The 13,456-nt window shown below is 67.0% G+C and carries 11 protein-coding genes and 5 pseudogenes; 5 read left to right on the top strand and 11 right to left on the bottom strand.

What is annotated here, in order from left to right:
• Positions 1-102 precede the first annotated feature (102 nt).
• The gene (locus AB0D59_RS20940; protein ID WP_362567196.1) at positions 103-753 is read right to left on the bottom strand and encodes a GNAT family N-acetyltransferase; all 651 of its coding nucleotides are present in this window, start codon (positions 751-753) and stop codon (positions 103-105) included.
• A 212-nt stretch (positions 754-965) separates the two neighbouring features.
• Positions 966-1,790, bottom strand: a complete 825-nt coding sequence (locus AB0D59_RS20935) for a hypothetical protein (RefSeq protein WP_362567194.1) — start codon at positions 1,788-1,790, stop codon at positions 966-968.
• Positions 1,791-1,908: 118 nt separating this feature from the next.
• Between AB0D59_RS20935 and AB0D59_RS20930 the strand changes: the two genes are divergently transcribed.
• Both AB0D59_RS20930 and AB0D59_RS20925 read left to right on the top strand, forming a co-directional pair.
• Positions 1,909-2,910, top strand: coding sequence for an MFS transporter (locus AB0D59_RS20930; protein WP_362567191.1), 1,002 nt, complete (start codon positions 1,909-1,911; stop codon positions 2,908-2,910).
• Positions 2,911-3,048: 138 nt separating this feature from the next.
• Positions 3,049-3,257, top strand: a pseudogene (locus AB0D59_RS20925) (sporulation protein); the annotation flags it as partial.
• A gap of 224 nt (positions 3,258-3,481) precedes the next feature.
• On the opposite strand, the gene AB0D59_RS20920 reads toward AB0D59_RS20925, so the two are convergent.
• From AB0D59_RS20920 to AB0D59_RS20905, 4 genes and pseudogenes are all read right to left on the bottom strand, one after another.
• Complete coding sequence (locus AB0D59_RS20920) at positions 3,482-4,219, bottom strand: CPBP family intramembrane glutamic endopeptidase (RefSeq protein ID WP_362567188.1); 738 nt, start codon at positions 4,217-4,219, stop codon at positions 3,482-3,484.
• A 177-nt stretch (positions 4,220-4,396) separates the two neighbouring features.
• On the bottom strand, positions 4,397-5,380 hold the full coding sequence (locus tag AB0D59_RS20915) for a GNAT family N-acetyltransferase (protein ID WP_362567185.1): 984 nt from the start codon (positions 5,378-5,380) through the stop codon (positions 4,397-4,399).
• A gap of 42 nt (positions 5,381-5,422) precedes the next feature.
• A pseudogene (locus AB0D59_RS20910) lies at positions 5,423-6,689 on the bottom strand (IS256 family transposase).
• Between the two features lie 332 nt (positions 6,690-7,021).
• Positions 7,022-7,849 carry a sugar nucleotide-binding protein gene (locus AB0D59_RS20905; protein ID WP_362567182.1) on the bottom strand — a complete coding sequence of 276 codons (828 nt, stop codon included), beginning with the start codon at positions 7,847-7,849 and terminating at the stop codon, positions 7,022-7,024.
• Positions 7,850-8,545: 696 nt separating this feature from the next.
• Here AB0D59_RS20905 and AB0D59_RS20900 point away from each other — a divergent pair.
• On the top strand, positions 8,546-9,229 hold the full coding sequence (locus tag AB0D59_RS20900; RefSeq protein WP_362567179.1) for a hypothetical protein: 684 nt from the start codon (positions 8,546-8,548) through the stop codon (positions 9,227-9,229).
• A 60-nt stretch (positions 9,230-9,289) separates the two neighbouring features.
• Here the strand turns inward: AB0D59_RS20900 and AB0D59_RS20895 are convergent, their stop codons facing one another.
• Positions 9,290-9,592: a nuclear transport factor 2 family protein gene (locus tag AB0D59_RS20895; RefSeq protein WP_362567176.1), complete on the bottom strand. Its 303-nt coding sequence runs from the start codon at positions 9,590-9,592 to the stop codon at positions 9,290-9,292.
• Between the two features lie 105 nt (positions 9,593-9,697).
• Positions 9,698-10,335: pseudogene (locus tag AB0D59_RS20890) on the bottom strand (IS256 family transposase); the annotation flags it as partial.
• Between AB0D59_RS20890 and AB0D59_RS20885 the strand changes: the two are divergent.
• Positions 10,333-10,470 (top strand): annotated as a pseudogene (locus tag AB0D59_RS20885) (IS256 family transposase); the annotation flags it as partial. The pseudogenes AB0D59_RS20890 and AB0D59_RS20885 sit on opposite strands and share 3 nt — an antisense overlap.
• Positions 10,471-10,612: 142 nt before the next feature.
• Here the strand turns inward: AB0D59_RS20885 and AB0D59_RS20880 are convergent.
• The 3 genes and pseudogenes from AB0D59_RS20880 to AB0D59_RS20870 form a co-directional block, all read right to left on the bottom strand.
• Complete coding sequence (locus AB0D59_RS20880) at positions 10,613-11,326, bottom strand: alpha/beta hydrolase (protein ID WP_362567173.1); 714 nt, start codon at positions 11,324-11,326, stop codon at positions 10,613-10,615.
• A gap of 219 nt (positions 11,327-11,545) precedes the next feature.
• Positions 11,546-11,743, bottom strand: a pseudogene (locus tag AB0D59_RS20875) (XRE family transcriptional regulator); the annotation flags it as partial.
• Positions 11,744-11,970: 227 nt separating this feature from the next.
• Entirely contained in the window at positions 11,971-12,672 is a 702-nt protein-coding gene (locus AB0D59_RS20870) for a 2-phosphosulfolactate phosphatase (protein ID WP_362567170.1), read from the bottom strand.
• 339 nt (positions 12,673-13,011) lie between these two features.
• Between AB0D59_RS20870 and AB0D59_RS20865 the strand changes: the two genes are divergently transcribed.
• The gene (locus AB0D59_RS20865; RefSeq protein WP_362567167.1) at positions 13,012-13,443 is read left to right on the top strand and encodes a hypothetical protein; all 432 of its coding nucleotides are present in this window, start codon (positions 13,012-13,014) and stop codon (positions 13,441-13,443) included.
• Positions 13,444-13,456 lie beyond the last annotated feature (13 nt).

Below are 13,456 nucleotides of genomic sequence, written 5' to 3'. Positions count from 1 at the left end.
GCCGGCCGGAAGTCGTCGTACTGGATGTACTTGGGCTTTCGGCCGGTGCGGCGAGAGTGCGTGCCGGGCGTCGGGACGGGGCGAACGTTGCCTGCCGCGGCACTAGCAGGACTCCGTCGGGCCTGTGGTGCGATAGAGGCTGACGAAGGCCGTGTGGGTGCGCCAGCCGAGGGACTCGTACAGGGCGCGCCCCTGGGGCGTCGCACCGAGGACGGAGCGGGTGGCCCCCAAGGCCAGAGCCTGCTGCTGGAGTGCGCGCATGACGGCGGAGCCGAGGCCACGACGCTGGTGGGCCGGGGTGGTGAGGATCTGGTCCGCCACCGCCGCCTCCCCCGCCACGCCCATCTGCCCGCGCGCGGCAAGCGATCCATCGGGAGCCGCGATCAGCGCACGGACTACGTCGCCCCGGGTCCAGGTGCGCAGCACGTAGCCGGGCGGAAGCGCACCGGGCGTGACCGGCGCCAACTCGACGGACATCAGGAAAGCCGCCTCGTCGGACGCCCACCCCAGTCCGAGCCATGCGCAGACCTGCGCCTTAGGCGCCTCGCACGGCTCAGGCAGGAAAACCTTGAGCCACCATCCCTCCCCCCGCGCCTGCGCGGCGGCCTCGCGCACGCGCGCCTCGTCCGCGTCGACAACTACGTGCCGCGCCACCTGGGCCGGCTGTCCGACGTCAATGGTCCAGCCCCACGGTCGCGCCACGGGATCGGACGCCCCCCGCGAGACCACCCAGCCGGAGACCCAGTCCTCCACGACAGACGCATGCGTAAGCGATGAACTAAGCATAGACCTATTACATCAGTGAGCTGCGGGAGTCGCCAGGCCCGGCCGAACCGACCCCTTGAGCACTCTCGGCACCTGGCCAACGGGGCAGATACAGGACCCAAGCAAACTTGCCCTTTACAGACCCCGCGGTACCAGTCCTGGCCTCGGCGATGGAAGGTCCGCAGGTACCTCCTGCACTTTCAGCGGGGGGTCGGTCGCAGGCGTTCGATGCGGTCCAGGTCGCCGCTGAGCAGGTCGCGGTGGCTGATGGTGAAGTCTCCGTTGGGCAAGGTCTGCCCGCGTCCGAAGTGCCGGCCCACGACGGTGGTGGGGAGGAAAGCGCGCAGGCGGTGGCGCAGGTCCCCGGGATACACGACGGGTGCACCCCAGTCGGAGGGGGCTTGGTCGGTGGAGAGCAGGACCCAGTGGTCGACGGGCACGGCGGCGTCGAGGTCCGGCGCCGCTCCGGTGTGGCTGTCCAGGGCCGGCACGGTCAGTCGGTCGGGGTCGAGGGGCGGGTACCACAGCAGCAAGGGCTTGGCACGATGCGCGTCGGCGTTGTCGAAGCAGCACACGGCGATGGTGTGGTCGGGGAAGTGTTCGGCGTAGAAGCGCAGGAGGTCCGGGTCGAGGTCGGGGCGCCGGTGCGGCGGCACCTGTCGCAGCGCGGCGGGGACCGCGGTGGGGTCGGCGGCGAGGAGCACCGTGTAGACGTCATGGTCGAAGACCTGGACGGGCTGGGGTTCCGCGCCCATCCACGCGATACCGTCAGCTGCTGCAGCGGCGGATTCGACGGCGGTGACCATGCGGTTCAGGACGTCGCCGGCGCGTCCGGCGGAGAGGAAGTGCCGGGGGGTGAGCTGCCTGGTGGGCAGGTGCAGCAACATGGCGTTCGGACCGTCCGCCAGGTTGGCGGCGGTGTTCTGGTAGCCCAGGACGTGGATGAGGCCGTGCTCGGGGTGGTGCTGCCGCCCGCAGTACACGATCGTGCCGGAGAACGCGGCCTCACCTGTTGAGATGCACACGGCGGCACGGTATCGCCTATGTCCGGCGGGCGCCGAGGGGATTTGGCCTGTCGAGGACCGCTACCGCCGGTGGACGGCCCCGATGTGGAGTCTGGATGCCAGGCCGGCCAGGCGGTGCTTGCTCGTCCAGGTCGGGCGTAATCGTCGCTTGCGTGGCCCTTCGCGACCCGAACCACTCAGGCGGTGGATCTTCTACGTCAATGCCCCCGTCTCCCTCCTGGCCGCATTGCTGGCCTGGCGGGGCCTGCCGGCCGACCCGGCGCGGCACGACAGCAACCTAGACCTGACCGGCTTGCTGCTACTCTCGCCCGCGCTAGCCGTCCTGCTCTACGGCCTGACACAAGCCGGTACCCGCAGCGGTTTCGACCGCGCCACCGTCGTGGTCCCGTTGGCTGCCGGAGCGCTGTTACTGGCGGCTTTCGTCCCTCACGCCCTCCGAAGCGCACACCCACTTATCGACCTGCGGCTGTTCACCACCCGCTCGTTCGCCGCATCTTCTGCCCTGCTTTTCCTGTCCGGGCTGGCGATGTTCGGCGCGATGCTGCTGCTGCCGCTCCACTACGAGCAGTTACGCGGTCGGAGCGTGGTCACCGCCGGCCTGCTACTGGCCCCGCAGTGCCTGGGCAGCCTCCTCGCCCGCGGGGCGGGCAGCATCTCCGACCGCATTGGCCCCCGCCCAGTCGTGCTGGTCGTCATCACCCCAACTGCGCTGGGTGCCCTTCCTTTCGCCTACGGCGGTCAGCATGCCAACGGCCTCATCCCTGCTACCGCACTCGTCATTCGCGGCGCGGGACTCAGTGCCGCCAACATGGCCGTCATGGTGGGCGCCTACCGCGACCTCACTCCCCCGCAGACCCCTCACGCCGGCAGTACCACCCGGATCACGCAGCAGGTCGGCGGATCCTTCGGCGCGGCTGTCCTCGCCGTCATCCTGCAGGGGCAACTCGCCAGCCACCCGGGCGTCGCCGGGCAGGAAGCCGCATTCGACCACACCTTCAACTGGGCACTGTCGTTCACCGCCCTCGCAGTCTTCCCAGCGCTCTTCCTTCCTGGCCTGCCGCACAAACCCGCCCGGCCAGCCTCCGGCCGGAATCGCGACAGTTCGGCCCCGGCGCGATGACGCAGCAGACCTGACCACGCCCGCGCAGACCGCCAGCACTTCTTCTTGACGGCACATGAGCTCCATGTGCCTTACGTCGCTCAGTAACATCCAGCCGCCTACCAGCACGAACCGGCACAAGGTATAGATAACGGTCGGTGGACGGCCTTCGATGTCAGTGAGCACGAAGTGGCTCAGTGGCACTTCATCCAGGCCCTCCGCCTCGCCCGCGCCGGCGGCGACGTGCAGCTGGGCTGCTATGTGCCGACCACGACGGCGATGCAATCCCTCATGCGCGGATTCGCGTCCGAGGCCGTCGACATGGCCCAGAGCGCTTCGAGCGGGCCAAGCGCCGGGCCGTTCCCCGGGAATGTCACCTGGTGGACGAGGCCAGCCGAGGGCATCGCTTGCTTCATGCTTCAGCAGGCGGCCAGGAAGCCCTCGGCCCCTCGCCGCACACGCGGCACCCCGCGAAACCACTGACAGGCCGGCGCGTCCGGACCTCGCTCGGCGCATCCTCCACACCGGCATGGTCATCCTCGACGACCAGCTGGCCCGCTTCCTGCAGCCCCAGGCCGCGTAACGAAGGACATCAATCGAGCGCCCCGGCCTGATCGGAGCGCCCGTCGCGGTCCTCACGCACAGCACTGTGCAGCTCTACGACGGCCCCGCTGCCGTATCGCCGCAACAACCACATCCCGAACGCGGCGTGGAAGACGTACACGCACCCCTGCCACCAGTCCGGCGCCGCACCCGGCGAACGGATCTGGAAGAAGTCGTCCAGCCCGTGCACCACGACCATCGGCCAGACCGAGCCGATCGCGAAGCGCAGCCCGGAGCAGGCGAAGCCGAACAGCCCGGCGGACAGCATCTGCCACAACGTGTCGTCCAACGAGGCGTTGAAGAACAGGTAATTCTGGACATGCCCGACGCCGAACAGGACGCCGACGCCGATCGCCGCGCGCATCGCCCCGAGCGGGGCAAGGACCTGCTGCACCAGGCCCCGACTGAACACCTCCTCGTTGATGCCGACCCACAACAACGAGACCAACGAACTGACGAGCACGGTCGTGCTGCCGTCGAGGCCCGCGAGGCCGTATGAGCAGGCGACAAGGAGCATGGGCACGGCCAGCCACCAGCGCCCCACCCAGCCGAACGTCGCCACCCCGGACGCCCGCAGCCACCCCCACCGCCACAGAATCAACCAAGCTCCCGCGAAGCAGACCGCGTTGACCACGGTCGCGCCGAGGCCGGGAAACCAGGACGGGGCGAGCGGCGGCAGGACAACCTTTGCGAACAGCACCAGCACGACATGCCAGGCGATCGTCAACTCAACAGCTCCCCAGAGGGGATGGCTCGTCGCGTGGCCCCTCCAGCGATGCGTCACGGGCCGAGCGTAGCCCGGAGAGCGCGGAGGAACGGAGCTCGTGCACAGGTTCAGGCGCAGACCACCGAGGAGGCATTGTCAAATCCTGTGGACTGACCCGACGGCCCAATGGCCGGTCGATCAAGCAAGCGGCTTGCGGTAACGGACGTACTCGTTCCGCCGCCGGAACCCCACACTCTCGTAAAGGTCGTAGGACCGGTGCGGATTTGCCGTGCCCGTGAACAGCCGAGCGGTCGTTGCACCCTGCTCGCGAAGGCTCCGCAGCCCGTCCTGCAGCAGGACCCGGCCGATTCCGAGGCGTCGCTGGTCCGTCCGGACACTCAGCTCTTCCACCTCGCCCACGGTGTGGTCATGACGGCGGATGGAGCAGAGGGCGACACCGACCATGTCCTGCCCGTTCCAGGCAGCCCTCCAGCATGCCGGGTCGGCGGTGTCGACGAAGTCCTGGAAAGGCCATCTCTGAGTGAAACCGGAGTCCGCGTACGAATCGACGACCGTCCTCCAGGCTGCACGGTAGTGGCTTGTCCCGATCGGCCCTGTCCGTATCCCGGCCGGCAGTTCGCTGCCCGGCTCGGGCACCTGCTGCAGATCGCCCAGCTCCAGCTCGACCAGGCTGAAGACACGTCGGTAGCCGGCTGCGTGCAGAAGTGCCGTGGCGTCCTGCTCGGAGGCCATGGCGTTCGCACCGATCACTGCCGTCCGCGCCGTTCCATGCTGTTTGACGAGCTGGCGGATCCGCTCTTCGGCCCAGCTCAGCATGGCTGAGCCGATGCCCTGGCCGCGATTCTCGGGCAAGAGATAGCCGCGGTGCAGGTACAGCCACGTATCGTCCCGCTCTTGCCACCACCGGATCGTCGAGTAGCCGACGACGCTCCCGTCGAGCACCACCAGGATCTGGTTCTTGGACGGCTCCTCCAACTTGGCAGATGCTTCGGCGATCTCGGCCGCTGTCGGGAGCCCTTCCACTACCGAATGGGCATCGACCCGGTCCCGTTCAACACACCCCAGCCGCACCGCGGCCATGGCACCGTGGTCTTCATCGCCGCGATACGGCCGGAACCCGAAGCCGACCGGAAGGTCCTGTCCTGCCGTGCCATCCAACATGACCGGATGTTCTCGAACTTCGAGGCAGGTCCGCCACCCTATTCACGCCGCGGTCGTCTGCGGCCGTTCAACGAGCTGGCCGCGTTCAAAGCGAGCCCCAGCGCGGACGAGGGCAACGAGGTGGGGTGCATTCACGGCTCGCCAGCGGGCCTGGGCGGACTCGACGAGCTTGAAGACCGTCGCCAGGGCGGCGGCCCGGGATCCGGCGCCCTTGGTGACCTTGGTCCGCAGACGGACGGTCGCGAAGGTCGACTCGATGGGGTTGGTTGTCCGCAGGTGGATCCAGTGCTCGGCGGGGAAGTCGTAGAACGCCAGGAGCTCATCCTCGTCATCGACGATCTTCTTGACGGCCTTGGGGAACTTCGCGCCGTACTGCCTGGCGAACGCCTTGACCGCGGCGGCCGCGTGCTCCTTGTCCTCGGCGTTGTAGATGTCCTGGATGGCCTTCTTCGCCGCGGGCTGAGCTGACTTCGGGAGGCTGTCGAGGCAGTTGGCCGTTTTGTGAACCCAGCACCTTTGGTGGCGGGTTTCGGGGAAGACCTCGTTCAACGCGTTCCAGAAGCCCAGGGCTCCGTCGCCGACGGCGAGGACGGGAGCGCGCATGCCGCGCCGCTGGCAGTCCCGCAGCAGGCTCGCCCAGGACTCCGAGGACTCGCGGTAGCCGTCGGCCATCGCGATCAGCTCCTTGGTTCCGTCCGCGCGCACGCCCATGACGACCAGGACCGCGGCCTTCGCCTCCTCCAGCCGTATGCGCAGGTGGATACCGTCGGCCCAGACGTAGACGTAGTCCGCGGCGGACAGGTCGCGCTCGCTGAACGCCTGGTGGTCGGCCTGCCATTGGGCGGTCAGCCGGGTGACGGTGGCCGGGGACAGGCCGGCCGAGGAGCCGAGGAATTGCTCGAGCGCGGGCACGAAGTCCCCGCTGGACAGCCCGTGGAGGTAGAGGAGCGGCAGCACCTCGCTGATTCGGGGACTTGCGGCACCACGGCGGCAGGATCACCGAGGAGAACCGCTTGCGCTCGCCGGTTGCCTCGTTGATGCGCTTGTCGTTGATGCGTGGGGCCTTTACCTCGATCACCCCGGCCGCGGTCGCGACCTTCCTGGGCTGGTGATAGCCGTTGCGGACCACCAGGCGGCGCCCACTCTCGTCTCGCTGGTCGGCCAACTCGGCGATGTAGGAGTTGACTTCAGCCTCCAGAGCGGCGGCCAGCATCCGCCTCGCGCCCTCGCGGACGATGTCGTCGATCAGAGAGCCGGTCTCGGTCGTTCCATCGGCATTCACTACAGTCAGCTCGGCGTGCCTTCCCAACCGACGGTGCAACGTCGGCCTACTCGATGACCAGAAGTCGATCACTCGGGAAGGTGTGCCCTTCGCGTCCAACCCGAGGCCGATCCACAGGTCATGAGCATTGCTCGACCACCGAGAGGGTCACTTTTGATCCGCCTCAGAGGGTGGGAGAGTTCAGGCGTCGCCAAGACACAGAAGTCGTCATCGTGACCTCAGCATGCGAAACGATGTGTACCCCGGCCAAGACAGAGCGCTTAGCTTGTTCTTTAGCCTGCGGCTGTCCTGGCTCTTCGGTACATGATCGGTTTCATTGAACGGTGATCGTGGTCGATCGCGTCGCTTTGAGAAGGTCCTCAAGGGCTCAGGGAGAGGAACTGGCGGGCGCCGCGCAACGTGGTGTGCAGTTTGCGCTGGGTGGTGTAACTGTCGAGGCGGACATCGAGCGCCCCTGGAAACGCGCTGTCGGTCCGCAGACCCACAGGAAGTCGCGAGGAGTCGAGCCCATCACGCTTCGCGATGAGGATTCCGAGTTCATGACGGCTCATGGCGTCGGCTCCTGCCAGATGGTGAACGCCGTTCGCCACCCCGGAGGCGAGTTCCAGCAGGGCTGCGGCCAGGTCGGCGACATGCACGGGGCAACGGATGTCATCGGTGAACAGGACGCCGTCCCGGGTGCCGGTCGAGAGGTCGTGCACCATCCGCACATGCGGGGACTGAAGGTCACCGATGATCAGTGAGGTGCGAGCGATGACGGCATCCGGGGCCACGAGGCGAATGCCCGTCTCCGCTGCGGCCTTCGCCGCGCCGTAAGGGGTGACAGGGTCGGGGAGGCAGGACTCGTCGTAGTGGACGCGGGCGCCGGAGAACACCGCGTCGCTGGATACATGGATCAAGCGGCATCCGTACTTCACCGCAGCCATCGCCAGGCGGATCGGGCCTTCGGCCGTGACCGACCAATTCGATCCGCCGCTCGTCGCGTTGACGATTGGGCACGGGGCAACCTGAGCTACGACTGCTTCGAGCTGCTCGGGGTCCCGCAGGTCGAGGGCGTGCCACGCGACCTGCGCAATGCTGCCGGGCCTGGTCGCGAAGGTCGCGGCGGTCGTGTGCCCGGCCGCTGCCGCCTGGTGGATCAGCTCAGTGCCCAGAAGACCGCTTCCGCCGATGATCAGGATCGTCATGAGGCGACACAGTAAGGGATCCCCGCGCCACTCCCATTTCTCTGCGACTGCGCAAACTCCGCTGTCGGGACACCGGGCCGAAACGGACCTCGAACTAGGCCGCTCACCTGGGCGTTCGCCGGACGCTGGAGCGGCCTTCGTCTGATCATGTGCTCCGACCAAGGTGCACCGATCGAGACGAAGGTCGCGAAGGTGAGTCTGCTGCCTGACTCCGGTCCGCCCGGAAGCGTTCGCGCAAGCGTCACGCTTCCGGGAGGACTTAGTCGACTGCCGCGTGGTCGGCGCGGAGGGCGGCGAGCTGGGCGGGGTTGCGGAAGAGCGCGTCTTCATCGTGGTCACGTGCATCTTGGCCGGAGCGCATGATCAGACGAAGGCCGCCCCGACGTCCGGTGAATCCCCAGGTGGGTGACCCCGTTCGACACGCCGCGCGAGACGCCCTTCGAGCCCAGAATGCCGGCGCGCACAGGCACTGCCGCAGGCCTTGTGACCCGTCCCGGGGCTTTCACAGGCGTCGGCGGGAGTCGGGATGCATCATGTCGACGGCGGTCTGAGAACCACCCGTGTATCTTAGCGATCTTCGGATGGCAGAAGCTCCCGGAGTCCCTGAATGCGAACGCCATGATGAACCCCGACCAGCCCCCCGCACGACTTCGCCTCTCTACCGCGCTTGACGGCCTGACCGCCGCCTTCGGGGGGATGACGGCCCACCCCGACGAGCACAACTGCGCGTGTCACTGGGGCAGCGCCGAAGAACTCGCGCAGCTCAAGGTTCCTGATACGGAGCTGGACCTTGACCTCCTGCGCCGCACCTGGCAGGCCCCCGACTGGAGCGATCACGCATCCGTACTACGCCGGATTCTGCCCCAGTTCGCCACGGCCCTGGTCAAAGGCTCCGTCGAGCCGCTCTTCGGCTTGGAGGAAGCCGGCCGCTCGTTTGCTCGCGGTCATTGGCAGCAGTGGCCCACCGTGCAAGCCGAAGCAGTCAGGGAATTCCTGCACGCCTGGTGGGCCGACACGCTCACCGATCCCGGTCCCACAGTACCCGCTTACGAGGTCCTGGCAATGATCACCGAGGCATCTGCCACGCTCACCCCGTGGCTCACCACATGGGAGACGCTGATCGCCCACCCGGCCGACGACCACCTGGCCGAGGCAGCAGCAAAATGGGAGTACGACCTGCTCGGAGACCAACTCCCCTGGGACTCTTGGGAGAACGAGGAAGAGACGCGCGCCGAGCTGACCGCCTGGCTGGTCCGCAATGCCCCCGCCCGTCTCCGGGCCCACGGCGTATCAGGGGAACTGCTCCACCGAATACGGCTGCTCGGCCTCACCGGCGACGATCGTTGGGAGGACCCTCACTGGCCCGGCCACCGCTACTGATCCACCGAACCGTGCGGTGCTCCCTGCCGAGCAATCGTCAATACCTGTGGATCGGCGGCATCATGGAGTGCTGAGCCGATAGGTCCACATCTCGACCATCTGACCGTCGAGAAGTCGAATCAGCCAGATGAGACGGCTGTCTATGGCGTCTGGGCGACTTTCGTGGCCGACTCCACCGACCACAGACAGCAAGTCATCGTTGCCGAGAATCGTGTGGATGTAGAAACGGAGTCCTGGCCGGGTGGCATGGGTCTGTGTGACCGCGCGTTGGACGTCAGCGGGCCCATTGACCTCTGGATGTGCGTGGTCGGCCCAATCCGGGCTGAGCACTTCCGGGGCGACGGAGATGTCGCCCGTGTCCACATCTGGAAGTACCGCTGTACGACCTGGTGGGAGGGGGCCGAGTTCGTGTGCATCGTGTTCTCCGTTACTCCTGGTAGGTAGCCGCGTTCGAGATGAACCGTAAGATCACGCCGCGCGTGTGTCTCCGCGTTCGGCCAAGATGCCGTTCTCGAACCTGGCCCCGGCACGGACCAGGGGCACCAGGTGGGCTCCGGTGATTGCCCGCCAGCGGGTCTGGGCGGACTCGACGAGCTTGAACACCATCGCGAGGGCTGCGGCCGGGCTGCCGGCGCCTCGGGTGACCTTGGTGCGGAGTTTGACCGTGGAGAACGTCGACTCGATCGGGTTCGTGGTCCGCAGATGAATCCAGTGCTCGGCCGGGAAGTCGTAGAACGCCGGCAACTTCTCCCGGTCATCGGTGATCTTCGCGACGGCCTTGTGGAACTTCGCGCTGTAGGTCTTCTCGAATGCCTCGATCGCTTTTCGGCGTGAGCGCGGTCCTCGGCGTTGTAGATCTCCCGCATCGCCCTCGTCGCGCCCGGCTGAGCGGACTTCGGACGGGAGTTCGTAACATTGCGGGCCTTGTGAACCCAGCACCGCTGATACCGGGCAGCCGGGAACACCTCCGCCAGTGCCTTCCACAGCCCCATCGCGCCGTCCCCGACGACCAGCTCGGGATCGCGCATGCCGCGCCGGCGGCAGTCGCGCAGCAGGTCGGCCCACGACTCGGTGGACTCACGCAGCCCCTCGGCCAGCGCCGGGACCGGGACCTGTCGGACGGCGACTACGTGTACGTGTGGGCCGATGGTGTGCACCCCAAGGTACGGCTCGGGCAGGCGCACTCGTGCGTGCTGGTCCTGCTCGGGGTGCGCCTGGACGGTACCAAGGAGCTGATCGCTCAGGCAGACTGAGACACGAGACGGCCTCTCCTACTACCGGGCCCTCCAGTCGGTACTCGATACCCACGCCGAGCACCTGGCCACGAGGACCGACCGCGGCCCTCAGTTCCGCAGGTGACAACAAGCGGGCGGCTGCTGTATCTCATGCTTCCAGTGCGGGGCAGGGTTCTTCCTCCGACCGCAGAAACGCCAGAACGGCCTTCGTGAACTCCGTCGGTTCGGATTTGTGGATCAAGTGGCCGGCCGGAATGGTGACGACCCGCCCATCAGGAACACGACGGGCCAACTCGGCGATACCTTCCTGGGGCACGTGACTGCTTGGCCCACCAGCCACCACAAGGGTCTTGGCGGTGATCCTGCTGAGGCCCTCCAGCCATTCCGCATCCGGCGTGTCGACCTGCCGCCTGACGGCCACCACCATGTCCCAGTCGAACGTCAGCTTCCCATCCGGCCTGGTCGGAGTGGTCTGTTCCCGAGGACGTGGGCTTGGAACGTCCTCCAAGACGAGCCGGTTCACACGCTGCGGAGAGTCCTCAGCAAGCAGATACGCAACGAGCCCTCCCATCGAGTGCCCCACCAGATCCACTCGGTCAAGTGCCAGTGCATCCAGAAATCCGAGCACGTCGTCCCGCATGAGTTGCAGCGAGTACTCCCCTGGCCAATCACTCCGCCCGTGACCGCGAAGATCGAGAGCATAGACACGCCAACTGCGGGCGAAGACAGGTGCCACGATGTCCCAGTCCGTGCCATCCTCCCCCATCGCATGCAACAGGACGAGCGGCGGGGCGTCCGGCGGCCCCGAGACCTGATAGGCCAGCCGGACACCTCCAACGTCAATCACCTGATGATCAGCCATGCCCAGAAAATATCGGGGCATCCGCGCCGCGGCAGCACCGTTCACCAACAGCCGAACCGACCTCTGCCAGCGGCGGTGACAACACCCCCTGCTGTTGTGACAGCTATCGTGCTTCGCTTCACGCGACCTGCCCCGTACTTCCAGGCGACGGAGGGTCGAAAGTCGAACTCCAGGTGCGCGATGTCGGTGAAGCGGACCTCCTCACCTGGTTCGCCAGACGGCGGCGAGGTCGAGGAGGGGCTTCTCGATCTGGTCCTTCACGTACCGCTCGACGGTGCGTTGGGAGATCCGCGGCTTCGGGGCGACGGGCTTGGTGTCCTTGAGCCGCTTGACCAGGTACCGCATCTGCGGGCTCACGCTCTTGGGCGCCGGGCGGGTGGACGCCTTCTCGGGCTCTGCTTCCTTCAGGTAGTCCAGTAGCTGAACCGCGTCCGTGTTGAAGCCGATCCCGGCTTTGAGCTTCTGTTCGCGGAGCCACCCTGCGCCCTACCACAGAGGCCGTCGGAGGCGCCGCACTCGATGACCGCGCCTTCCTGCCAAGAGTTCGGTCATCCGAACGAAAGGGTCTGGGCCTCTCGGCTTCCTCTCCCGAACCTGCCTGCCACGAGCTGTCCCACGGCTACCTCGCGTGCGGGCTCATGCCGTCAGGTCGAGGCGTCGTCGGCCGGCGAAGGCACGGCGCACGGACGCAGGACCATGAGCGGGTCTTCCAAGGTAGCCACCATGGCAAAGGGGAACCGGTCGACCTCAAGACAGAGCGCAACGTCATCAGGATGGACTCCTTGTCGCACCCCCTGCGCCAGTTCGGCGGCAGCGCGTGACTGGGCAGCACGACGGAGGTACTCACTAGCATCCGTCCCAGCCTCGGTGACCCTTCGAGCGATGTACTGAGCACACGCCAGATCTTCGTCGGCCTGCCCGTCTTCGCCAGTGACCACGAACGTGACACTGCCGCTCTTGCCCGTCCGCAAGAGCCCAGCCGTTGCCTCCGCCACCACGAAGCTGGCGCACAACACCAGCGACGCCTCTTTGGCCGCAAGGGCACCGACCGTCCCAGCCGTGGTTTTCTGCACAACAGTCCGTCCGCCAAGGTCAATAGACCGCAGCAGGCCCGGCGAGTTGACGGCGTCGAACCCGGGCGCGGGCGGACCGTCCTTGAGCGCCACCCAATCCGGGTGGCGATCCTTGAGGGCCAGGGCTTCGTCCAGCGATTCAGCAAGAACGATTTTTTCCGCCCCTTGGGCAAAGGCCCAGGCAGCCACCGTGAAGGCACGCATGACGTCGACCACGACCGCTACGGACGGGGCCTCGACCAGATCAGCGATGCCAAGGAAACGAGCGTCCATTCCCTCATGATCCCGCATGCCCGACCCGAAGCATCCGGATGGTGATACCCATCACAGCGGCAGTCTCAGCTGACAACACCTCCGGATGCCTGCATCGCGAAAGCAGTCCGCGACGACACGCCTGCTCAATCGCCACACGGGGTCACCCGCACACGGCCTCTGCGGATACAAACCAACCGTACGTCACGTACCCGACCGAGGACGTGATCGACCGTCACTTGATCCTGCAGTAATTCGCCCATGGCTGCGACAGCTCCACCGCTATGTGGCGTGGCACAGAACCCTTTTAGGGTAGGGCAGTTGGCGACACGCGGTGGTCCACCGCGTTACATGGGCTTTATGGACGAGCGGGAGACGCTGATCATGGGCGCGCTCGCCGGAGGGAGCGGGTCGGCGTTCCTCCTCGTCTTCGATTTGTTCCGGCGATATCCGTGGCAGGTGATCCTGCTCCTCGTCGCCGGCGTGGTCGTGCTCGGGGGTTTGATCGCCGCCATGTCGCTGGCCGACGTACGGCGCGACGCGGACCGGCGGGCGATCAGCCGGCCGGAGTCGCAGTCCGCGATCGCCACCAGCATTCCGGGGTGCAACTCCACTCTCGGACGCCGGAGGCGGGTCAGCGGGTTGCTCCTGGCAAAGACCCACTTCCCCTCCTCTTGGTTGGGGTCGGCGGTGAAGGTGCGCACGCTGACCAGGCCGTACCGCATGTGCCACCGCCGGGTGATGACGCTCCGGCCGGCCGTCAGTCGAACACGGGCCCCCAGTCGCCCGTGAACTCGCGCTGGCA

The organism is Streptomyces sp. NPDC048417 (assembly GCF_040651615.1).
Classification (GTDB): Bacteria; Actinomycetota; Actinomycetes; order Streptomycetales; family Streptomycetaceae; genus Streptomyces.
Note: the sequence above shows the minus strand (reverse complement) of the source record. Positions and strands in the feature narration are given on the sequence as shown.